This window comes from Lentzea sp. CC55, assembly GCF_021056325.1.
In the GTDB taxonomy this organism is placed as follows: domain Bacteria; phylum Actinomycetota; class Actinomycetes; order Mycobacteriales; family Pseudonocardiaceae; genus Lentzea; species Lentzea jiangxiensis.
Genome location: NZ_JAJCXE010000039.1, coordinates 37,625 through 59,314, shown reverse-complemented (window position 1 = coordinate 59,314; position 21,690 = coordinate 37,625). Strand labels below are relative to the sequence as shown.

The window sequence follows — 21,690 nt, the reverse complement described above, 5'->3', positions numbered from 1 at the left end:
GTCGACCGCGTGACGCGGCGCACGCGCTGAGCGCTACTTCAGGTGCACCAGCACCATGCCGTCGTTGCCCGGCGCGACCTCGGCCCGCCGGTACAGCTTCTTCACGTGCGGTTGCCCGAGCATCGCCAGGACGCGGCCCCTGAGCTTGCCGGACCCCTTGCCCGTGACGATCTCCAGCAGCGGCACGCCCTGACCGGCCGCGCGGAACAGGGCGTTGCGCACGGCCCGGGCGATGTCCTGGTCGCTGCGGAAGACCGGGTGCAGGTCGAGGGTCAGCTTGTCGGCCAAGGGTTTCCCTCCATCACGAGCAATCCCGCTACCTGCCCCGCAGCGCCTCGTCGAGGCTGAGGTACAGCTCCAGCGTCTCGGTGAGCGTGGTCGCCCGCAACGCCCGCAGAACGCTGCCCCGCGGCGAGACCAGCCGCAACGGGATGCCCCGGTCCTCGCCGAGCAGGTGGTACTCCACGAGCACCGAGAGCCCGGCGGACGCGAAGAACTCGACCTCGCTCACGTCGAGCACCACCGGCAGCTTCGCGGTGAACGCCTCGGCGAGCTTTTCGCGCAACTGGTCCGCCGTGTAGGAGTCGACCTCCCCTTCGGCGCGCAGCACGACGGCGGACGGCAGCTGTTCCACGTCCACCTTCAACGGCGTTTCTTCCACCTCACACCTCCCAGGCCTGGGTCAGGGCACGCCCGAACACCTCGGCCGGCTGGGCACCGGCCACGGCGAGACGCCCGGCCACGACGACGAACGGGACACCGGTGACGCCCAGGTCGCGGGCGCGCTGCTCGTCGGCGCGCACCTCGTCGGCGTGGGCGGCGGGGTCGGACAGGACCGCCTTGACGTCGGCGGGGTCGAGTCCGGCCCCGGTGGCGATCTCCGACAGCGACTCGGGGGTGAAGAGCGAGCGCGCTTCGGCGAAGTTGGCGCGCAGCACGGCGTCGAGGACCTGCTGCCCGATTCCGCGCTCCCCCGCGAGGTGCAGCAGGCGGTGCACGTCGAACGTGTTGCCCACCTCGCGGTCCAGCCGGTAGCCGAGGCCCTCGTCGCGTGCGAGCTGGGCGACGGACTCCTCCATCTCGGCGGCGCGCGGGCCGAACTTGGCGGCGAGCATGTCCTGAACGGACTCCACGCCCTCTCTGCCGGGGTCCAGCTCGAACGCGCGGTGCACCACGGTGATCTCGGCGCGGTGCTCGAACTCGGCCAGCGCCTTCTCGAAGCGCGCCTTGCCGATGTAGCACCACGGGCAGATGACGTCAGCCCAGAACTCGACCTGCATCGTTCGATCATGTCATGCCTGGCGCCACCCGCGATTCAGAAACGATAATCGTTGTCATGTACTGTGCGGGGCATGGCAGCGCGGGTCGTATTGGTAGCCGGGTTCACCCACCACGACGTGGCCGACGAACTGTGGCGGGCTTCGCCGGAGTCGGTGCTGGTCAGGCACGACCTGAGCGGCCTGGCCGACGGGGTCGTGCGGCGCTGGGTGGACGGCCGGCTCACTGTGCTCGAACTCGCACACGGGTGCGTGTCGTGCACCCTTCGACTGGACCTCGTCCCGTTGCTCGAGGAACTGGACGGACGCGTGGTCGTGCACCTCGACCCGGTGCTCGAACCGGAGGCCGTGTGCTTCGCGCTGGGCGAGACGGACGTCGAGGTCGAGGCCGTCGTCACGGTCGTCGACACGGCGACGTGGCTCGACGACGCGACCGGCGCCGACTCCCTCGCGGACCGGGGCATGCGCGCGGCCGAGGGCGACGAGCGGACGGTCGCGCAGGTCGTGGTCGGGCAGGCGGAGTTCGCGGACGCGCTGGTGCTGACCGGTTCGTGCGATCCGGTGCTCGCCGCGGTGCTCGACCGGCTCACCCCCCACGCCCCGCGGCAGACCGTCGACGGCCTGGACGTCACCGCGCTGCTCGCGGCGATCCCGGCGCAGTCGCGGCGCGGCGAGATCGACGACGGCTTCGCTCCCCTGCTCCACGGGCAGCCGCCTCTCGAACCGGCGCACGGTGTGGCGGTCGTCCACTTCACCGAGCGGCGCCCGTTCCACCCGATGCGACTGCACGACTCCATCGACGTGCTCCTCGACGGCGTGGTGCGCGTGCGCGGCCGGGCGTGGGTGGCGAGCCAGCCCGACGCGGCGCTGTGGCTCGAGTCCGCGGGCGCCGGGCTGCGCGTGGGCAACCTCGGCCCCTGGCTCGCCGCGACCGACGACTGGTCGGAGGCCGACGCGGACCGGCGTGCGGCGGCCTCGCTGCTGTGGGACCCGTACTACGGCGACCGCAACCAGGAGTTCGTGGTGATCACCTGCTCCGCCGACGCCGACCGGATCGAGGCGGCGCTGCGGTCGGCACTCGTGACCGACGAGGAGCTGGCGCTGATCACCGAGCTCGACTTCGCCGACCCGTTCGCCGAGTGGCACGAGGAGATGGAGCTGTAGGTGCGCACCGCCGGTCAGGAGCCGGTGTTCATCGGGGCGGACCTCGGCACGACCGGGCTCGCGGCGGGTCGTGAGGTGTGGCGGACGCTCTTCGACCACGCGACCACCACGAGCGTGACCAGCGCGAACGCCGGGTAGGCCCAGCCGAGCAGCGACAGCCAGCCGGGCCGGCTGACCGTCCAGATCGTCGGCTGCCGGTCCAGCTGGAACGCGATCACGTCCAGGAACATCACCGGGACCCAGAGCGCCAGCAGGGTGGTGCGGGCCCACAGCGCGACCTTCTCGTGCACCGACCAGATCAGCAGCGGCGCCACCCACACCCAGTGGTGGTCCCAGGAGATCGGCGAGAGCAGCAGCCCGAGGAACTGCACCGACAGCACGCCGATCAGCACGTCGCCCGCCCGCACCGCCGCGGTCAGCGCCACCAGGGCGATCACCGCGGAGACCACGGCGGCGACGATCCACGGCCACGACATGCCGACGTCGTACCCGAGGCTGCGCGACAGCGCCCCGCGCAACGACTGGTTGTGCGCGGTGGCGACCGGGCCCACCCGGTCCGGGTCGCCGAACAGCACGAACCAGTACTGGCGCGCCTGCTCGAAGTTCACCGCGAACCCGAGGCCGACGCTCACCGCGAACGCGGCCACCGACCACACCGCGGCCTTCCACCTGCCGGTGGCGAGGAAGTACAGGCCGGAGATCGCGGGCACGAGCTTCACGCCCGCCGTGAGGCCGATCCCGGTGCCCGCGACCCCGTGGTCCCGCGCCACCAGCGCGGCCAGCACGACTCCCGCCAGCAGCAGGTTGATCTGACCGAACTCGAAGGTGTGGAAGACCGGCATCATCCACAGCAGCACCGCGGTCCACAGCAGCGCACGCCGCCGCCACAGCTTCGCGTCGTCCGTCCACCCCTGCCCCGCGACCAGCCGCAGCGCCACCCGCACCACCCAGTACAGGCACACCACCGTGAGCACGCGGAAACCCCATTGGGCGGCGCCCCAGAACAGCCACGTCATCGGCAGGAACACCAGCGCGCCGAACGGCGGGTAGGTGAACGGCAGCGGGAAGTCCGCGGGCGAGTGCGGCGAGAACACGCGGTACAGGTCGCCTTCCAGCACGTGCGGGGCGAGCGACCAGTAGACGCGCAGGTCGATCGAGTCGTTGCCGAAGCCGGTGACCATGACCCGGGTGCGCACGAGGGCGGACACCACCAGCAGCCAGGGCGCGACGGCGAGCAACCGCTGTTCCAGCCGTGCGAAGTGCTCAGGTCGCAACACGTTCTGCTTTCCGGGTCGTCTGCAGCAGCTTCGGCGTCACGGCCAGGGTGATCAGCGCGAGCGCCGGGTAAACCCAGCCGAGCGCCGCGAGCGGCCAGGGTCTGGGGATCTCCCAGATGGACGGCTGCCGGTCGATCAGGAACGTGATCACGTCCGAGCAGACGGCGACCACCCACACCACGGCGAGCACCCGGCCGCGGTGCGCGTGGACCAGCCACAGCACCAGCGGGATCACCCACAGCCAGTGGTGGCTCCAGGAAATCGGCGAGACCAGGAGCCCGAACAGCTGCACGGTGACCACAGCGGACAACGTGTCCCCGGCGCGCACGGCCGCACGCAGCGCAGGCCACGTCAGCGCGGCCGACACCGCCACCGCGAGCAGCCACGGCCACGACATCCCCACGTCGTGCCCGAGCGTGCGGGACAGCGCGCCGCGCAACGACTGGTTGATCACCGAGCCCACCGGCCCGACCCGGTCGGCCGCACCGAGCAGCTCGAACCAGTAGCGCCGGGAGTCACCGGCGGAGACCAGGAAGCCGAGCGCGACGGTGACCAGGAAACCCGCCCCCGACCACGCGGCGGCCTTCCACCTCCGCGTGGCCAGGAAGTACAGGCCCGAGATCGCCGGCGTGAGCTTCATCCCGGCGCCGAGACCGACGCCGAACCCCGCCACGCCCTGCCGGACCGCCACCACCGCCGCGAACACCCCGGCCACCAGGACGAGGTTGATCTGTCCGAAGTCGAGCGTCTTGCGCACCGGCTCGAACCACAGCGCGACCGCGGTCCACAGCAGGGCGCGGCGCCGCCAGGTGCCGTCCCAGGGCTCCTCCGCCCCGGCCGCCAGCAACCCCAGCGACGTCCGCACCAGCCACCACAGGCAGACCAGCGACAGCACCTGCCAGAAGACCGCGGCGGCGACCCAGGGCAACGCCGACACGGGGAGGAACACCGCCGCCGCGAACGGCGGATACGTGAAAGGCAGCGGGAAGTCGGCCGTGAACGGCATGGTGGTCGTGTAGAGCCGGTCGCTCAGCACGTTCGGCGCGAGGCTCCAGTAGACCTTGAGGTCGATCATGCCCCAGTCCGCGGGGTGGCCGAGCGTCCAGGCGTAGACGCCCAGGGACAGGCACAGCACCCACGGCGCGAACCTCAGCACACGCTGCTCGATCACACGGACCACCGTACGGCGAGCGCTCCGGCCGCTTTCAGGCAGTTCGGCCGGAGGTCTCGGCCGAGCCGGCCGGTGCCGCTCTGGTCCGTTGTGGAGCGAGGAGCACCGCGGGCATCGCGAGCGCGGCCGACACGTAGGTGTCGAACTCGTGCAGCCGCGTCACGAACACCAGCAAAACCGCGGCGAACGCGGGCCAGGCGTTGCCCCGCAGCGCGAGGAACAGCAGGACCGGCACGCACCACACCCAGTGGTGCAGCCAGGACACCGGTGAGGCCAGCAGTCCGGCGGCCGCGATGACGAACAGCGCGACGAGGTCGTCGCGCGTCCGCCGGGCCACGACCACCGCGGCGGCGACCACGGCGGCGGCCAGTGCGGCCCACAGCGGCGTTTCCAGGCCGGGTGCGAGATCGAGACCCCGCAGCAGCCCGCGGATCGACTGGTTGGTGGACAGCGACATGTCGCCGATGCGGCCGGGGTCCGGCAGCGCGTGCAGCCAGTACCGCAGCGAGTCCGCCGGTGCGGCCAGGAACCCCACCACCGCGAGGCCGGCGAACGTGGTGACCGACGTGATCGCGGCCCTCCTGTCGCGCTTCACCAGGAAGTAGAGCACGAAGATCGCGGGTGTCAGCTTGATCGCCGCCGCGACGCCGACCAGCACACCGCGCCATCGGCGGTCGGTGACGAGCAGCACGTCGACCACGACCAGCGCCAGCAGGAACAGGTTGATCTGGCCGTAGCCGAACGTCGTCCAGACGGGGTCCAGCGCCAGCGCGCCGATCGCCGCGGGCGGGCCCACCGCCAGGGTGAGGCGCGGCTGGACCTCGGCCGTCACGGCGAGGCACACCACCGTCAGCAGGACGAAGCCCGCGGCCACCACCAGCGGGGCGAGCAGGCCCTCCGGCACGAAGCCCAGACCGCTGAACAGCACCGCCGCGATCGGCGGGTAGGTGAAGGGCAACTCGGGGTCGAGCGGCGGACCGGTGAAGCCGTCGTAGAGCGGGCGGCCCTCCAGCCAGGCGAGGCCTCCGAGCCGGTAGACGTCCAGGTCGATCGGGTGGTGACCCGACCAGGCGAACAGCAGCCAGACCAGCGCGGCGAGCCAGAGCACACCGGAGAGCCCGGGAATGATTCCGCGCGGAACCGCATCGGTATTCCGCGTCGGTGAAGCGGTGGACACCTGTTCGAAATTATCCACGAAGACGGTTGTCCACCTTGTTGAACAACCGGCAGATCCGCCGGAAGAAACGCTCCCGCCAGCAACGACATGGCGACTCGGGCGTCTGGTGGTAAGCACGGGTGCGCTGGAGAGGAAGGGGGCGCATGGCGAGCACGACGGCGTTCGGTGACTTTCTCCGCTTCTACCGATCGCGAGTTCCGCTGACGCAGGAAGAACTGGCGGAACGCACCGGCCTGAGCACACGGGCGATCAGCGACATGGAGCGGGGCCGCACGCTCAGCCCGCAGTTCCGCACCGTCCAACTGCTCCTCGACGGTCTCGGGCTGCGCGACGAGGAGGCGGCGGAGTTCACGGCGCTCGCCCGCGCGAGCCGGGTCGTGGCGGCGCAGGACCGGCCCGGGACGCCGTTCACCGCGACGTCCTCCTCGCTGCCGCCGGTGCTGCTCGAGCTGACCGGCCGCGAGTCCGAACGGCTGCTCCTGGAGGGGTTCGCGGCCGACGCCTCGTCGTCGTCACGGTTGCAGATCGCGGTGGTCCACGGCGCTCCCGGCTCCGGCAAGACCGCGCTCGCCGTCGACGCGGGCCACCGGCTGGGCGCGCGGTTCGCGGACGGCTGCGTGTTCCTCGACCTGCGCGGCACCGACACCGAGCCGCTGACACCGGACCGCGCCGCGCACCGGCTGCTGCGGTCGTTCGGCGTGGAGGAGCGCCAGATCCCGTCCGACCCGGACGACAAGCTGTCGCTGTACCGCTCGCAGCTGCGCGACCGGACCGTGCTGCTGGTGCTCGACAACGCGGCGAACGAGGCGCAGGTGCGGCCGTTGCTCGCGTCGAGTCCCGGCACGCTCGTCCTGCTGACCAGCCGCCGCGTGCTGACCGGCCTCGACGCCCGGCACCGCCTCGCGCTGGAGCTGCTGCCCCCGCACCACTCCGTCGAGCTGCTGGGCGTCGTGACGGGCGCCGACCGCGTGGCGGCCGAGCCCGAGGCCGCCGAGCGCGTCGCCGAGCTGTGCGGGGGCATGCCGCTCGCGCTGCTGATCGCGGGCAACCGCCTCACCAGCAGGCCGCGGTGGACGATCAGCCACCTCGCCGGGCAGCTGGAGGACGAGGGCAGGCGCCTGTCCGTGCTGCGGGCGGGCGACCTGCAGGTGCGGGCGGCGTTCGAGATCTCCTACCACCAGCTCGGTCCCGGCGCCGCCGCGTTGTTCCGCAGGCTCGCCCTCGTGCCGAGCCCCGGCGCCGACGCGGCCCTGGCGTCCGCCCTGACCGACGACGCCGAGGAGGCGCTGGAGGAGCTGGCCGACGCGTCGTTGCTGGGCATCAGCGAGACACCCGGCCGGTACACGCGCCACGACCTGCTGCAGGTGTTCGCGCTGGAGCGGCTCGAACTCGACGAGGACCCGGCCGTCGTGGCGGACGTGCGCACGCGTCTGCGGCACTGGCTGCTGGACGTCGCCACCGGCGCCGCCCGCTTCTTCGACCACGACCGGGAGGCGACGCGGTCCGGTCCCGTGCACGACAGGGAGTCCGCCTCCCGCTGGCTCGAACTGGAGCGGGAGAACTGGCGCGAGGCACTGCGGTGGGCCGTCGAGGCGGGCGAGCACGACCGCGTTCTCGCGCTGGCACAGGCGATGCACTGGTACTCGGACATGCACGGCGTCGGCGAACTGTGGCGCGACGTCTTCACCGCGGGCGCGAACGCCGCCCACATGCTCGGCAACGCCAAGGACGCCGCCGAACAGCTCAACTACCTCTCGTGGGCGCTCTACGCGTTGTGCGGCCGTCCCCACGAGGCACTGGCCGTGCACGAGAAAGCCGCTCTCGCGGCCGACGACACCATCACCGAGGCCTGGACCTGCTACTACGGCTCGGCGATCCACCGCCGCGTCGGCGAAGCGGAGGAGGCGGTCCGCCTCGGCCGCCGCTCCGTCGAGCTGTTCGAGCGAGCCGGCTACCGGATCGGCGAGAACCTGGCCCTGTCCCTGCTGGGCCTGATGCTGCACACCGCGGGCCACCTCGCCGAAGCCGTCGAGGTGCAGCAGCGCAGCGTCGACCGGCACCGCAAGGCAGGCGGCGACGACGAACTGCTGTCGATGATGCTCATCCGCCTGGCGACGACCCTGGCCGCCGCGGGCGAGGTGCCGGCCGCACTGGACCTGCTCGACGAGGCCGAGTCGTTGTTCCGCCGGCACTCCAACACCGCCGGCACCGCGCGGGTGCAGCACAACCGCGGCCTGGTGCTGATGGACGCGGGCCGGTTCGCCGAGGCCCGCGCGCAACTGCGGGCGGCGCTGGCCGAGGCCCGGCTGTCGGACCACCGGGTGGAGATCATGGCCCGGCTGGCCGAGCTGGCCGACGCCGCCGGGGAGCCGGGGCAGGCCCGGGAGCTGCGGGTGCGCGCGCTGGCGGAGTGCGACCGGTACGACACCCCCTCGGTGCGGCGGACGGCGGCGGAGCTGGTGGCGGCGTTGACGCACTGACGAAGTGCATTGATGGCGGCAGGCAGGACAGGAGAGACCGTTGTCCACGGATGCGCAGTCCGGCCGGCCACCTGACGGCCGTCACTTCGTCGACCCCGCCAGCACCCCCTGCACGAAGTACTTCTGGAACAACAGGAACACCCCCAACGGCACGATCATCGACAGGAAAGCCCCGGTGGCCAGCAGGTCGATGTTCGTCCCGAACTGCCTCAGCTGAGCCCGCAGGGCGACCGTGATCGGTGCCGAGTCCTGGTCCGCGAACACCAGCGCCACCAGCATGTCGTTCCACACCCACAGGAACTGGAAGATCGTCAGCGAGGCGATCGCCGGCTTGGCCACCGGCAGCACGACGCGCTTGAAGATCACCCACTCCGTGGCGCCGTCCATCCGCGCGGCCTCGATCAGGTCGCGCGGGATGCCGGTGAAGAAGTTGCGCAGCAGGAAGATGGCGAACGGCAGGCCGAACGCGACGTGGAACAGCACGACGCCGGTGATCGTGCCGAACAGGCCCAACGCGCCGAACAGCTTCGCCACCGGGATCAGCGCGACCTGGATCGGCATGACCAGCAGGCCGACCACGACCACCGTCAGGGTCTCGCGGCCGGGGAACTCGATCCACGACAGCGCGTACGACGCCAGCGACGCCATCACCACGACCAGGACGGTTGCGGGGACGGCGATGTAGAAGGTGTTCAGGAACGACTGCCACACCGCCTTGTTCGCCACGAGCTCGGCGTAGTTCGACAGCGTCAGCTCCGCGGGCTTGGTGAACACGGTCCACCAGCCGCTCGCGGTGTTGGCCGACTCGTCGCGCAGCGACGCGATCAGCAGGCCGAACACCGGCACCAGCCAGAACAGCGCGATGAGCGCCAGCAGGAGCTGCACGAAACCGTTGCCCAGCTTGGAGCCCAGCCTCGTCAGCACACCGCGTCTGGGCGTGCCGGACACCGGCACGTCGATGCGGACCTCGTCGGCCACCGGGGTCATGACCGCTCCCGTCGGAATCGGCGGATGTTGAACAGCATGGCCGGGGCCACGAGCAGGAACAGGACCACCGCGAGCGCGCTGCCCGCCCCCTGGTCGCCACCCGTGCCGAACGACACCTGCCACATCTGCAGCGCCAGCACGTTCGCCTCGGACTGCACCGAACCCGGCGCGATGACGAACACCAGCTCGAAGATCTTCAGCACGTTGATCACCAGTGTCACGAACACCACCAGCAGCACCGGCGAGAGCAGCGGGATGGTGACGCGGCGGAACACCTGCCACTCCGTCGCGCCGTCGACCCTGGCGGCCTCCAGCGCGTCGCGCGGGATGGCCGAGAGGCCCGCCGCGATGAACGTGATCGCGAAGCCCGTCATGATCCAGATCCACGACGAGATGATCACCGGGGTGATGAACGACGACCCCAGCCAGGTCAGACCGCGGAACGGCAGCGCGAAGTTCTCCGGTGGCAGCCGGACGGTGACGTCGGCGGGCCCGAGGTCGGGGAACGTGAACCTGCCGTCGTCGCCGGTGGTGGTGCGGGCGACGACCTCCCCGTCCCGCACGGCCTCCACGGCGATGCCCGGCAGGCCGCGCTCGACCGGGTCGACCTTGCCGGCGTTGCCGCCGACCGACACGTCGAGCCACACGACGCCGCGCAGCTCGCCGGTGCCGGCCGTGGGTTGCGACGCCGGGACGGCCTGCGGGGGCACGTCCTGCGGCGAGAACCCGATGAGCGGCAACGAGACCGTCTCGCCCGCCTTCGACGGGCGGAGGGCGGTGAAGCCCGCTTCCGTCGCGGCGTGACCGCCGCGCGGCCGGGCGCCGGGGTACCGGGAGGCCGGGCTGAAGACGTCGTGCACGCCGACCAGCACCGCGTTGACGACGCCCTGGTTCGGCGCCTCCTCGTAGACGAGGCGGAAGATGATGCCGGAGGCGAACAGCGAGATCGCCATCGGCATGAACAGCACGAGCCGGAACGCGGTGGCCCACCTGATGCGTTCGGTGAGCACGGCGAGGACCAGGCCGATGCCGGTGACCGCCGCGGGGGCGACGACCACCCAGAGCACGTTGTTGCGGAACGCGGTCAGCGTCCGCGGGTCGGTGAACGTGTCGACGTAGTTGCGCAGGCCGACGAACTCGTCGCCCGTGGCGTCGAAGAAGCTGCGGATCAACGAGAACACCAGCGGATACAGCACGAGCGCCGCGAGCACCACCAGTGCGGGAACCAGGAACGGGATCGCCTGCCGGGGCGAGCGCCCCGGCGCGGCGTCCACGTTCACGCGGAGCCTCATTCGCCGTAGGCCTTGGCCGCGTTGGCTTCGAGGCGCTGCATGGTCCCGTCGACGTTCTTCGGGTCGGCCAGGAAGTCCTGCAGGTCCTTCCACTCCCCCGCGCCCTTCGTGCCGCCGAACGCGGCCGGCGCCAGGTCGGACATGTCGAACCGGACGTTGTCGCCCGCGTCGACGACGCGCTTCGCGAGGTCCTGGGTGACCTCGTCGGGGTAGGCGCTCTCCGGGATGTCCCTGTTGGGCGAGAGGAATCCGCCGAGGCCTGCCCACACCTCGCCCGACTCCGGCGAGGCGAGGAACTCCATCAGCTCGGTGGTCACCCTGTCGTCCTTGAACTGCACGGCCATGTCACCGCCGGCGACGACGGCGTCCTTGCTGCCCGCGACCGAGGGGAACGGGAAGAACTTGGCGTCCTGGCCGACCTCGGCCCCGGTGTTGGTGGTGATGATGCTCGCGACGAAGTCCGCCTCGAAGACCATCGCGGCCGTGGGCCGCTCGCCGAAGACGTTGATCACGGACTTCGGGAACTCGGTCTGCAGCGCGCCGCTCGCGATCAGCGTCGGGTCGCCCCAGAGCTTCGCCAGCTCCTCCAGCGCCTTGCGCACCGAGGGGTCGGTCCACGGGATCTCGTGCCTGGCGAGCTTGTCGTAGTTCTCCGGGCCCGCGGTGCGCAGGTAGACGTTCTCGAACCAGTCGGTGAGCGTCCAGCCGTCCGCGCCGCCCACCGACACCGCGGCGAGGCCGGTCTCGGAGATCGCCCTGCTGGTCTCGACCAGGGCGTCCCACGTCGCCGGCGGGGTGGCGCCGACCTGCCGGAAGGCCTTCTCGCTGTACCAGAACGCGGACTTGTTGGCCGTCTTGAAGGTGAGGCCGTAGAGCTTGCCGTCGACGCTGCCGAGCTGCTTCCACACCGCCGCGTTGTGGTCCGTGACGGCCTTCTCGACGTCGGCGTTCACGGGTTTGAGGGCCCCGGCCTTCGCGAACTGGGCGACGAGGCCGGGCTGGGCGATCAGCGCGACGTTCGGTGGTGTGCCGCCCGAGATCCTCGTCTGCAGCACTGTCGGGAGCTCGTCACCGGCGGGCGTGTACCTCACCTCCGCGCCCGTCTTCGAGCTGAACGCCCGCAGCACCTGCTCGAAGTTCTTCTGCTCGTCCCCGGTCCAGGGGCCGACGACCTCGACCGTCTGCCCCTTCAGGTCCTCGCCGGTGCCCGCGGCACCACCGGAGCACGCGGCGGCGGTGAGCGCGAGAAGCGCGATCCAGTGCTTCCTCATCGAAGCTCTCCTCTACTTCCAGATCGAGGACCCGGTGACCGGGTCGAAGAAGTGCAGCCGGGAGGTGTCCACCCAGGCGGCGACGGGTTGTCCTTCGTAGATGCGGGTGCGCGGGCTGAACCGGCCGACGAGCACGGTGCCCTTGGCGGTCCTGGGCAGGTCGTCGGTGCCCGCGTCCCTCGCGAGCTCGCGGGTGTCGTCGGTGACGACGGGCGGGACGTCGACCGGGAAGTGCACGCGGACGTCGGAACCCATCGCCTCGACGAGGTCGGCGACGGAGTGCAGGATCTCGCCTTCGCGGGCGTCGGCGAGGGCGGTGTCCTCCATGTCCTCCGGGCGGATGCCGACCACCACCTCGCGGCCGACGTACTGCCTGAGCCTCGGGCGTCGCCGGAGAACGGACTCCGGCAGCAGCAGGGCGTCGGAGTCGAGGGACACCCAGTACCGGCCGTCGTTCTCGTCGAGCCGCGCGGACACGAGGTTCATGCCGGGCGAGCCGATGAAACCCGCGACGAACAGGTTGACCGGGCGGTCGTAGAGCTCCTGGGGCGGCCCGACCTGCTGCAGCACCCCGCGCCGCATCACGGCCACGCGGTCGCCGAGCGTCATGGCCTCGGTCTGGTCGTGCGTGACGTACACGGTCGTCACACCGATCTCGCGCTGGATCCGCGCGATCTGCGCCCGCATCTGCACGCGCAGCTTGGCGTCCAGGTTGGACAGCGGCTCGTCCATCAGGAACGCCTGCGGGGCGCGCACGATCGCCCTGCCCATCGCGACGCGCTGCCGCTGACCGCCGGAGAGGTTGCGCGGCTTGCGGTCGAGGTGCTCGGTCAGCTCGAGGACCTCGGCGACCTCGCGGACGCGGTGGTCGATCTCGGACTTGGGGAGCTTGCGCAGCGTCAGGCCGAACGCGATGTTGTCGTACACGTTCAGGTGCGGGTAGAGCGCGTACGACTGGAACACCATGGCCACGTCGCGGTCACGCGACGGCACGTCGTTGACGAGCTGCTCGCCGATGTGGATGGTGCCCTCGGTGATCTGCTCGAGCCCGGCGATCATCCGCAGCGCCGTCGTCTTGCCACACCCGGACGGGCCGACGAGCACCAGGAACTCACCGTCGCGGATCTCCAGGTTGAGGTCGGTGACCGCACGGGTGCCGTCACCGTAGGCCTTGCCCAGACCCGTCAGAACGACTTCTGCCACGCCAGCTCCCCCGGTTCGGTGTGACTGCAGACGGTAGGACCGCCCGCCCTAAGTGAGTTTTAAGGACGAAACACGATCGCGATAAGCTCGCAACACCCCTCCCCATCGGCGGGTCGGCTGCTTACGCTGCGTGTATGTCGAAGGTGCTGGTGGTCGAGGACGACCCGGTGGTCCAGGCCGCGCTCGTGCACGCGCTGACCGACCTCGGGCACGTCGTGCAGGCCGTCGGCACCGCCGTGGCCGCGCTGCGCGAGGCGGGCACGGCGGAGCTGGACCTCGTGATCCTCGACCTGGGGCTGCCGGACCTCGACGGCGTCTCGGCCCTGCGGATGCTGCGCGGGGTGAGCAACGTGCCGGTCATCGTGGCCACCGCGCGGGGCGCCGAGGCGTCGGTCGTCAGCACGCTCAACGCGGGCGCGGACGACTACATCGTGAAGCCGTTCTCGTCCGAGCACCTGGCCGCGCGGATCAACGCGCTGCTGCGCCGCACGGGTGGTTCAGCGCCCGCGTCGGCGGACATCGTCTCGCTCGGCGACCTCCGCATCGACCTCGCCCAGCGCTCCGCCACGCTCGGCGGTGCCGCGATCGCGTTGAGCAGGCGCGAGTTCGACCTGCTGACCTACCTCGCGCAACGGCCGGGGCGCGTGATCTCGCGGCGGGAGCTGTTCCAGGCCGTGTGGGGCAACCCGTACGTCGGCGACGACAAGACGATAGACGTCCACGCGTCGTGGCTGCGGCGCAAGCTCGGCGAGACGGCCGCGCATCCGCGTTACCTGCACACCGTCCGAGGAGTCGGGTTCAAGCTGGCGGCGCCGGAATGAGATCGGTCATCACCCGTGCCCTGCTGCTCGCCGCGGGGCTGGTGACAGCGGTTTTCCTCGTCACCGCCGGGTTCCTGGCGCACTCGAACGCCTCTTCGGCCGCCGCCGCGACTGATCGCCAGGACGTGGCGGTGGTCGCCGGTGTGCTCGCGGTGTCCACGGACGCCGACGCCGTGCGGGGGACGATCGCACGCACGCGGGCCGGTGCGGAGGGCCGGCTGTCGGTGGTGCTCGCCTCCGGTACACGGCTCGGCGCGGGCGGTGGCGCGCCGGCCGCGTCCGTGTCGGGAGCTGTCGTTTCCGTTGTCCCCGCTGCCGTTCCGTTCCCGTTCGGCGCGGTGTTCCTGATCGCCGGAGTCGCCCTGGCCGCCCTGGGACCGGCGGTGTGGCTGGGACACCGGCCCTTCACGCCGGTGCTGGCCGCGTTGCGGGAGCTGTCCTCGTCGGTGGGGCGGCGGGTGCGGCTGCGCGGGCCTCGCGAGCTGGAGGAGCTGGCGGCCTCGATCGACGAGGCCTCGTCGCGCACGGCCCAGCTGCTCGCGAAGGAGCGGGAGATGATCGCGGACGTCTCGCACCGGCTGCGGACCCCGCTGGCCGCTCTGCGGCTGGACGCCGACGCGATCGGGCCTGGTCCCGTGGCCGACCGGATCCGCAGCGCGGTCAGCACCCTGGGCCACGACGTCGACCGGATCATCCAGGCGCTCCAGCCCGCCGAGGGCGAGTCGCCCGGCACGTGCGACGTGGCGTCGGTGGTCGAGGCGCGGATGGGGTTCTGGTCCGCGCACGCCGCCGACCAGGGCCGGGTGTGCGAGGTCGACGTCGGCGAGCCGTGCCGGGTGGCGTTGTCACCCGACGCGCTGGGCGCCGTCGTCGACGCGCTGCTGGAAAACGTCTTCCGGCACACTCCCCCGGCCGCTCCCGTCGGGGTGTCGGTGGTGCGCCACGCGGGCTGGGTGACGCTGGTCGTCGAGGACGGCGGCACCGGTGTCGCCGACCCGTCCTCCGCGTTGCACCGCGGCAGCAGCGGAGGCGGGTCGACCGGGCTGGGCCTCGACATCGCCCGTGCGGCCGCCGAGGCCACGGGGGGCACGATCCACCTGGAGAAGGGCCGGCTGGGCGGGGCGCGCGTGCGGCTGCGGTTCGGGGAGGCCAACAGCCACCACGAGCCGGCGAGTCCGCGCGCGTGGCGGCTGTGGCGCGGCCACCCCTGACCGTCAGGGCACGTCGAGCCCGAACGGTCGTGCGGCGGACCGGGTCCGACCGGTTCCAGGTAAGTCCTCTGTGGACGGATGCGGACCGGGTGGCCACCGCGCTCGTCACGCGCGGCGCACACCGGAACCGGCCGGGTCAGGAACTCGGTCGCGAAGAGGAGAACGGGCGACCGCCAGGGTCTTACGGCCCGTGTTGGTCGAGACTTGGACCAGTCCGAAAACCTCTTTTATTACATCAGGTTCGGATGCGTGGATTGTTCGCGTTGAGTCATGTCGATAGGGTCCGGACATCAGTGCTGAGCAACGCGGTAAGGCGGCTTTCTTTGATCGGGCAGCGCGGACGACCGCCGTCGGATTCCGACCTGATCGACGCCGTCAGAGACGGCCAGGTCGAGGCCTACGGCAAGCTCTACGAACGCCACGTGCGCTCCGCGAACCTCCTGGCGATGCAGTTGTCCACGTCCCCGGCGGACGCCGACGACCTCGTGTCGGACGCGTTCGCGAAGGTGCTCGCGGCGTTGCGGTCCGGCGGCGGTCCGGGCACGGCGTTCCGGCCGTACCTGCTGACGGCCGTGCGGCACGCCGCCTACGACCGCACCCGCAAGGAGAAGCGGCTCGAACTGGCCGGTGACGTGGAAGAGGTTCCCGGCGCCACCAAGGTGACGAGCGTGCCGTTCCGCGACAAGCCCGTCGAGGACCTGGACCAGACGCTGGCGGCCACGGCGTTCGCGGCGCTGCCCGAGCGGTGGCAGACGGTCCTGTGGCACACCGCGATCGAGGGCCAGACGCCCGGCGAGATCGCACCGCTGCTGGGCTTGACTCCGAACGGTGTCTCCGCGATGGCGTTCCGTGCGCGCGAAGGCCTGCGCAAGGCGTTCCTGCAGGCGCACGTCAACCAGGAGCCGTCGGAGCAGTGCCGCCCGACGGTCACGAAGCTGGGCGCCTGGACGCGCGGAGGCTTGAAGGGCCGCGACGCCGTCCACATCGACGAGCACATGGACACCTGCGCCGAGTGCCGCAAGCTCGCCAGCGAGCTGTCCGACGTCAACGGCGCGCTGCGGGGCATGGTCGCCCCGATCGTCCTCGGCACGGGCACCGCCGGGTACCTGGCCGCCGCCGCGACCGCGACCAAGGGCGCCGCGGTCACCCTCACGGCGTCCTCGTGGCTCGGCGTCGCCGCCTCGGCCGCCGCGGTCGTGGTCGTCGCCGCCTCGGGCGTCGTCACCTCGGAGAGCCCCGGCAACTCCACCCCGGGCGCCGCGCCGGCGATCACGGCGGTCACCACCACGGCCGGCACCACCGCGGCCAACCAGCCCGGATCCCCCCAGAACGCGGGCAACGCCCCCACGGCCGGCTCCGCCGGTCCCGCGCCCACCCAGGGCGCCCAGCCGAACGCGAACACCGGCCAGGCGGCGGTCACCACCACGACGACGGCCGCGGGCCCCGCCGGCGTCCAGCTCGCGAGCAGCGCACCGAGCGGCATCGCCATGGCCACCACGGGGCCGGCCGACGACATGGACATCAAGATCACCAACAACGGCTCGGCACCCACCACCGTGCCGGCGCTGACGCTGACCATGCCGGAGAAGATCAGGACCGTGGGCCCGGGCGACGTCCAGGCCGGGGTGGTGGGGTGCCCGGCGGGCACGGGCACCGTGACGTGCGAGGGCGGGCAGACCCTCGCACCCGGAGAGTCGATCACGTTCCGCGCGAGGCTGCAGGCCGGCCCGAAGGCCGAGAACGGCGTCATCACCGGTGTGGCGGGACCCCTGCGGATGAGCATCCCCATCACGATCTCGTAGCGCGAGTCCACTTCGGACGGCGGAACACGCCTGGACAGCGCACCATGAACGCGTGCAGGAGCTCACGGTGGCGCTCGCCGGGGTGGGCGATGCCGACCTGCGCAACGACGCCCACACCGAGGAGATCCGGTTCGTGCCCGGCCCGGAGCGGGAGGGTTTCTCCCTGTCCTGCACCGTGCTCGAGTTCAGCTTCTACGCGGTCGAACTGCGGGCGACGGTCGTGGGCTGAGCCCTCGTGCTTTCGGCGTTCGCGCCTGCTCGCGATCGATCGCGTCTCGGGCGCGAGCCGCCGCCCGGTTCGGTGTAGATGCGGGTCGGGTTCCGGGGTGGCCGCACTCGAAGCCGATGCCACCCCGCGCCGTGACCGGCCGGGCCGGTCGCCGGGTCCGGGCCGCTCACCCGGCCGTGCGCTTCTGGATCGGGCGCGCGGCGGCGGCGTAGAACTCCGCCGGGTCTTGGGCGAGGCCGGCTTTCGTGGTCCGGCTCCACTCGTCCACCAGGACCTCGACGGCGCCGTCGGCCAGGCCGTCGAGCGTGGCCCCGATGACCTCGCCCGGCGTGAGCTTGGGCCCGTCGTAGTCGGCCGTCATGTCGGTGGCGGCGGAGCCGAGGTGCACGCCCAGCACCTGCGTGCCCTGCCCGGCGAGTTCGACGCGCGTGCCGGCGGTCAGGCTCCACTCCGCCGCCTTCGCGGCCGAGTACGACGTGGCCCCGTCCCAGGAGAACCAGGACAGCACCGACAGGACGTTGACGATGGCCCCGCCACCGTTGCCGCCGAGGATGTCGGCGAAGGCGCGGGTGACCGTCAGCGTGCCGAAGAAGTTGACCTCCATCTCCCGGCGGACCTGCGCCAGGTCGCCGCGGATGAGGTTCTGGCCGGTCGCGATCCCGGCGTTGTTGACGAGCAGGGTGACATCCCCCGCCTGCCGGGCGGCCCGCTCGACGCTTTCCGGGTCGAGCACGTCCAGCGCCACGGGCACGACGCCCGGCGTCGTGATGGTGCCGGTGTCGCGCGCGGCGGCGTACACCTTCTTGGCGCCCCGCTCCCTCAGTTGTTCGACGAATTCCCTGCCGAGGCCGCGATTGGCCCCGGTGACCAATGCGACCGATCCCGCGATTTCCACGATGGTGTCCTTTTCTGCCGTGGTTCCGATCGCAGGTTAGAATCTGACACGGGTGTCAGGTTCAAGGAGAAGTGGGGGAGGTCACAGTGGGCGAAGAAGACCAGCGGATGCGCATCGGCGAGCTGTCGGCCCGCACGGGCGTCAGCGTCCGCTCGCTCCGGTACTACGAGCAGCGCGGTCTGCTGACCTCCGCCCGGACGACGGGAGCGCATCGGCTCTATCCGGACGACGCGGTGGACCGCGTGCACATGCTGCGCCGGCTGTTCGACGCCGGCCTGTCGAGCGAGACGATCGCCGCGTTGCTGCCGTGCGTCGACACTCCCTCGGGAGACATCACCGTGCAGACGCTGGAAGTGATGCGACGTGAGCGTGAGCGGATCGACGCGCAGGTCTCGGCCCTGCTCACCACGCGCGACCACCTCGACGCCCTGATGGCCGGGGCGGAGGACCACCTCGCCCGGCAGCGTGACGACGCACTCGCCGCCGGATGATGTCGCTCCCGGCCGCGCCTGATCGACGGGCCGATCCCGAACTCCGGCTCCGCGCGGATGTCCAGTCCGTGGAGGACGGAGTCCGGCGAGCGAATGCCGGTGACGAGAAGCCACCGGCATTCGGCTGAGAACACGCACGCGGTGGTCCCCGGTGGGAAGCCGGGGCCGCGGTCACCCGGACCCTAGCGCCGCGAACCGCTCGTCGGCCTCCTCCTGGTGCCGGGCGGCCTCGAAGGGGTCCGCCACCGCCTTCGCCAGGTGCTTGTGCGCGTTGGCGGCCTCACGGCGGTCGTCGATCCGTTCCGCGAGGTCGAGTGCTTCCCGCAACGGCGCCACGGCCTCCTGCGGCCGTCCGGCGGCCGTCAGCACCTCGCCGAGGTAGTTCAGCACCACCGTCTCGGTCGTCACGTCACCGATCGCGCGCACGGCCGCCAGCGCCGAGTCCAGCGCCTCCAGCGCCTCGTCGTGCCTGCCCATGGCGTGCAGGATCATGCCCAGCGCGCTCTGCGTGTCCGCTTCGTCGCGGCGGCTGCCCAGCTCGCGCATCAACACCAGCGCGGACGTGCACGCCTGCAACGCCTCGTCGTAGCGGCCGAGAGCGCTGTAGATGTTGCTGACGTTGCTCATCGCCTGCGACTCGAGGTGCCGGTCGCCGAGCTCGCGCGCCACCGTGATCGCCTGTTCGAGCAGGTCGGCGGCCTCGGCGTGCCGGCCGAGGGTGCGGTAGACCAGCGAGAGGTTGTTCAGCGTGCCCGCGACGCCCTGCAGGTCGCCCAGTTCGCGGAGCATCTCGATCGCGCGTTCGTTGTAGTGGATCGCCCTGGGATACTGCGCGGTCTGCCAGAACACCATCGCGTAGTTCTTCGTGGTGATCGCAAGCGCGGCCGGCTCGTCCTTCGCGGCTTCCAGCGCCAGCTCGTTGATCGTCGCCCAGTCACGCGTATAGCCACGAACCATGCAGAAGAACGTCAACGCGCGCGCGAGCTGCCACGTGTGTGTGCGCCAGTCGCCGTCGAGCGACAGGGCCACGGCGGCGACGAGCGTCTGCCGTTCGGTCTCCAGCCACTCGACCGCGTGGTCGTAGTCGCGCAGCACCAGCCGCGCCCGCGGCCGGTAGGTGATGTCGACCTCGTACCGGCGGGCGGCGGGCGACATCAGCCGCGTCGCCTGGTTCGAGGTGTCGAGGAAGTGGTCGAGCAACCTGGTCAGCGGTTCGCGCGAACCGTCCACCTTGGACTGCGCGTACTGCCGCAGCAGGTCGTGCATCCGGTAGCGGCCGAGCGTCGTCGCCTCCAGCAGGTGCACGTCGACGAGGTCCTCGAGCATCCCGTCGCACTCCAGCAGGTCGAGCTCGCCCAGCGCCGCGGCCTGGTGGACGTCGAAGTCCGTGCCGTGGTGCAGGCCCAGCAGTGCGAAGAGCCGCTGGTGCCCTCCGGGCAGCTGGCCGAACGACAACGCGAAGACCGCGTCGAGTTCGGATAATCGTCCCTCGCGCAACCGCGTCGCGAGGTGGGCGGCGGTCCAGGTCGGACGGGAGCGCAACCGGCCGGCCGCCAGGCGCACGGCCAGCGGCAGCCTGCCGCACAGCTCGACCACCTCGCGGGCAGCGGGGTCCGCGCCGCGTTCGTCGCCGACGATCGTGGCGAAGAGCCGCAACGCCTCCGCCTCGGACAGCACGTCCAGCGTGAGCGTGGAGGTGCCCTCCAGCTCGACCAGCCGCGTCCGCGACGTCACCAGCACGAGCGAGCCCGGCACGCCCGGCAGCAGCGGCCGCACCTGGTCGGCGCTCGCCGCGTTGTCGAGCACCACCAGCAACCTGAGGCGGGACAGCTCCGCGCGCCAGAGCGCGGCCCGCTCGTCCAGGCCCACCGGGATCTCTTCGAGGCCGAGCGCGCGCAACAGCACGTCGAGAGCGTCGGCCGGTTCCACCGGCGCACGACCGGCGGTGTGCGCGTGCAGGTCGATGAACAGCTGACCGTCCGGGTACTCCAGGCGGTGTGCCAGGTGGACGGCGAGCGTCGTCTTGCCGACGCCCGGCATGCCGTCGATCGCGGAGATCACGACCGCCGACCGCCCGCTGACCGCCCTGGTCAGCCTGTCGATCTCGGCGGCGCGGCCGGTGAAGTCCGCGACGTCGCGCGGCAGCGTGTTCAGGGCGGGCCGGGGCTGGTCGCCGCGCAGCAGCCGGGCGTGCAGCTCCCGCAGGTCGCTGCCGGGATCGGTGCCGAGCTCGTGGGCGAGCAGCACCCGCACGTCCTCGAACGCCTGCAACGCCTCGGCGGGCCGGTTCGCCCGCTGCAGCGCGTGCATGAGCTGCAGCCACAGCTGTTCCCGCAACGGGAACTGCTTCGTCAAGCGGCGCAGTTCCGCGATCAGCCGTTCACCCTGCCCGAGCTCGATGGCCAGGCGCGCGTGCTGCTCGGCGACGGTGAGCCGCCGCTCCAGCAGCAGCGCGAGCTCGGCTTCCAGGCGCGGCCCGACCGTGAGGCCGTCGAGCGCCGGGCCCCGCCACAGCGCCAGGGCCTCCTCGTACCTCGTGACCGCCGTCCGGTGGTCCCCCTGCTTCAACGCCTCGTCACCCGCCGCGCAGAGCCGGGTGAAGACGCCGACGTCGACCTCCTCGGGCGGCACCACGAGCCGGTAGCCGCCGGGAACGGTGACGAGGTCGTCCGACACGAGCTTGCGCAACGCCGCGACGTACGTGCGGATGTTCGATTCGGGAGCAGCGGGCGGGGATTCCCACACCGCGTCGCTCAGGTGTTCAAAACTGACCGTCTCACCCGCGTGCAGTGCCAGCGCTGCCAGCAGTGCACGTTGCCGGGGTCCGCCCAGCCGCAGTTCCTCGCCCCCACGCCAGATCTGCAGCGGCCCAAGAAGCCGATACCGCACTGACCCTCCTCGCAGGGCATGGTGCCAGAACTCGCCGGCGCTGTGCGGAATTT

At 71.5% G+C, this 21,690-nt stretch carries 19 protein-coding genes; 7 read left to right on the top strand and 12 right to left on the bottom strand.

The annotated features are described in order from the left end of the window. Positions 1–33: 33 nt before the first annotated feature. Genes L6E10_RS26930 through L6E10_RS26920 form a run of 3 tightly spaced genes read right to left on the bottom strand, consistent with a single transcriptional unit; the run spans position 34 to position 1,280 of the window. Positions 34–288: a Smr/MutS family protein gene (locus tag L6E10_RS26930; RefSeq protein WP_236222614.1), complete on the bottom strand. Its 255-nt coding sequence runs from the start codon at positions 286–288 to the stop codon at positions 34–36. Between the two features lie 28 nt (positions 289–316). Then, complete coding sequence (locus L6E10_RS26925) at positions 317–661, bottom strand: STAS domain-containing protein (RefSeq protein WP_236222612.1); 345 nt, start codon at positions 659–661, stop codon at positions 317–319. Position 662: 1 nt separating this feature from the next. After that, positions 663–1,280 (bottom strand): DsbA family protein, encoded by a 618-nt coding sequence (locus L6E10_RS26920; protein WP_236222610.1) that lies wholly within the window; start codon positions 1,278–1,280, stop codon positions 663–665. Positions 1,281–1,352: 72 nt separating this feature from the next. On the opposite strand from L6E10_RS26920, the gene mrf reads away from it, so the two are divergent. After that, positions 1,353–2,441 carry a ribosome hibernation factor-recruiting GTPase MRF gene (gene mrf, locus L6E10_RS26915; RefSeq protein WP_236222608.1) on the top strand — a complete coding sequence of 363 codons (1,089 nt, stop codon included), beginning with the start codon at positions 1,353–1,355 and terminating at the stop codon, positions 2,439–2,441. Between the two features lie 14 nt (positions 2,442–2,455). On the opposite strand, the gene L6E10_RS26910 is transcribed toward mrf, so the two are convergent. From L6E10_RS26910 to L6E10_RS26900, 3 genes are read right to left on the bottom strand one after another with little or no spacing between them, the layout of a single operon-like run. After that, positions 2,456–3,715: a glycosyltransferase 87 family protein gene (locus tag L6E10_RS26910; RefSeq protein ID WP_236222607.1), complete on the bottom strand. Its 1,260-nt coding sequence runs from the start codon at positions 3,713–3,715 to the stop codon at positions 2,456–2,458. Beyond that, positions 3,705–4,931, bottom strand: a complete 1,227-nt coding sequence (locus tag L6E10_RS26905) for a mannosyltransferase (RefSeq protein WP_275677107.1) — start codon at positions 4,929–4,931, stop codon at positions 3,705–3,707. Before L6E10_RS26905 ends, L6E10_RS26910 begins: the two co-directional genes overlap by 11 nt. After that, a complete protein-coding gene (locus L6E10_RS26900; protein ID WP_236222605.1) occupies positions 4,924–5,997 on the bottom strand; it encodes a glycosyltransferase 87 family protein in 1,074 nt (357 codons plus the stop codon). The genes L6E10_RS26905 and L6E10_RS26900 overlap by 8 nt, the downstream gene beginning before the upstream one ends. A gap of 212 nt (positions 5,998–6,209) precedes the next feature. Here L6E10_RS26900 and L6E10_RS26895 point away from each other — a divergent pair, with 212 nt between their 5' ends. Further along, a complete protein-coding gene (locus L6E10_RS26895; RefSeq protein WP_236222603.1) occupies positions 6,210–8,546 on the top strand; it encodes a tetratricopeptide repeat protein in 2,337 nt (778 codons plus the stop codon). An 81-nt stretch (positions 8,547–8,627) separates the two neighbouring features. Here L6E10_RS26895 and L6E10_RS26890 read toward each other — a convergent pair whose 3' ends face one another. The 4 genes from L6E10_RS26890 to L6E10_RS26875 are packed head-to-tail and all read right to left on the bottom strand — an operon-like array spanning position 8,628 to position 13,299. After that, complete coding sequence (locus L6E10_RS26890) at positions 8,628–9,533, bottom strand: carbohydrate ABC transporter permease (RefSeq protein ID WP_236222601.1); 906 nt, start codon at positions 9,531–9,533, stop codon at positions 8,628–8,630. After that, positions 9,530–10,813: an ABC transporter permease subunit gene (locus L6E10_RS26885; protein ID WP_236222599.1), complete on the bottom strand. Its 1,284-nt coding sequence runs from the start codon at positions 10,811–10,813 to the stop codon at positions 9,530–9,532. The genes L6E10_RS26890 and L6E10_RS26885 overlap by 4 nt, the downstream gene beginning before the upstream one ends. 8 nt (positions 10,814–10,821) lie before the next feature. Then, positions 10,822–12,096, bottom strand: coding sequence for an ABC transporter substrate-binding protein (locus tag L6E10_RS26880; RefSeq protein WP_236222597.1), 1,275 nt, complete (start codon positions 12,094–12,096; stop codon positions 10,822–10,824). 12 nt (positions 12,097–12,108) lie between these two features. Next, a complete protein-coding gene (locus L6E10_RS26875; protein ID WP_236222596.1) occupies positions 12,109–13,299 on the bottom strand; it encodes an ABC transporter ATP-binding protein in 1,191 nt (396 codons plus the stop codon). A gap of 134 nt (positions 13,300–13,433) precedes the next feature. On the opposite strand from L6E10_RS26875, the gene L6E10_RS26870 reads away from it, so the two are divergent. The 4 genes from L6E10_RS26870 (at position 13,434) to L6E10_RS26855 (ending at position 17,362) form a co-directional block, all read left to right on the top strand. After that, entirely contained in the window at positions 13,434–14,120 is a 687-nt protein-coding gene (locus tag L6E10_RS26870; protein ID WP_236222594.1) for a response regulator transcription factor, read from the top strand. Next, complete coding sequence (locus L6E10_RS26865; protein WP_236222592.1) at positions 14,117–15,331, top strand: sensor histidine kinase KdpD; 1,215 nt, start codon at positions 14,117–14,119, stop codon at positions 15,329–15,331. Before L6E10_RS26870 ends, L6E10_RS26865 begins: the two co-directional genes overlap by 4 nt. A gap of 323 nt (positions 15,332–15,654) precedes the next feature. Further along, positions 15,655–17,133 (top strand): sigma-70 family RNA polymerase sigma factor, encoded by a 1,479-nt coding sequence (locus L6E10_RS26860; protein WP_236222590.1) that lies wholly within the window; start codon positions 15,655–15,657, stop codon positions 17,131–17,133. Positions 17,134–17,185: 52 nt separating this feature from the next. Further along, entirely contained in the window at positions 17,186–17,362 is a 177-nt protein-coding gene (locus tag L6E10_RS26855) for a hypothetical protein (RefSeq protein ID WP_236222588.1), read from the top strand. Positions 17,363–17,528: 166 nt separating this feature from the next. Here the strand turns inward: L6E10_RS26855 and L6E10_RS26850 are convergent, their stop codons facing one another. Further along, positions 17,529–18,257 carry an SDR family oxidoreductase gene (locus L6E10_RS26850; protein ID WP_236222586.1) on the bottom strand — a complete coding sequence of 243 codons (729 nt, stop codon included), beginning with the start codon at positions 18,255–18,257 and terminating at the stop codon, positions 17,529–17,531. Between the two features lie 71 nt (positions 18,258–18,328). Here L6E10_RS26850 and L6E10_RS26845 point away from each other — a divergent pair, with 71 nt between their 5' ends. Then, entirely contained in the window at positions 18,329–18,748 is a 420-nt protein-coding gene (locus L6E10_RS26845) for a MerR family transcriptional regulator (protein ID WP_236222584.1), read from the top strand. Between the two features lie 171 nt (positions 18,749–18,919). Here L6E10_RS26845 and L6E10_RS26840 read toward each other — a convergent pair whose 3' ends face one another. Beyond that, entirely contained in the window at positions 18,920–21,637 is a 2,718-nt protein-coding gene (locus L6E10_RS26840) for a BTAD domain-containing putative transcriptional regulator (protein ID WP_308102888.1), read from the bottom strand. Between the last annotated feature and the right edge of the window lie 53 nt (positions 21,638–21,690).

What these genes read in the sequence shown, in the direction of transcription:
- L6E10_RS26920 (WP_236222610.1), bottom strand. Translation starts at nt 1,280, where the DNA reads ATGCAGGTCGAGTTCTGGGCTGACGTCATCTGCCCGTGGTGCTACATC.
- mrf (WP_236222608.1), top strand. Translation starts at nt 1,353, where the DNA reads ATGGCAGCGCGGGTCGTATTGGTAGCCGGGTTCACCCACCACGACGTG.
- L6E10_RS26895 (WP_236222603.1), top strand. Translation starts at nt 6,210, where the DNA reads ATGGCGAGCACGACGGCGTTCGGTGACTTTCTCCGCTTCTACCGATCG.
- L6E10_RS26890 (WP_236222601.1), bottom strand. Translation starts at nt 9,533, where the DNA reads ATGACCCCGGTGGCCGACGAGGTCCGCATCGACGTGCCGGTGTCCGGC.
- L6E10_RS26880 (WP_236222597.1), bottom strand. Translation starts at nt 12,096, where the DNA reads ATGAGGAAGCACTGGATCGCGCTTCTCGCGCTCACCGCCGCCGCGTGC.
- L6E10_RS26870 (WP_236222594.1), top strand. Translation starts at nt 13,434, where the DNA reads ATGTCGAAGGTGCTGGTGGTCGAGGACGACCCGGTGGTCCAGGCCGCG.
- L6E10_RS26865 (WP_236222592.1), top strand. Translation starts at nt 14,117, where the DNA reads ATGAGATCGGTCATCACCCGTGCCCTGCTGCTCGCCGCGGGGCTGGTG.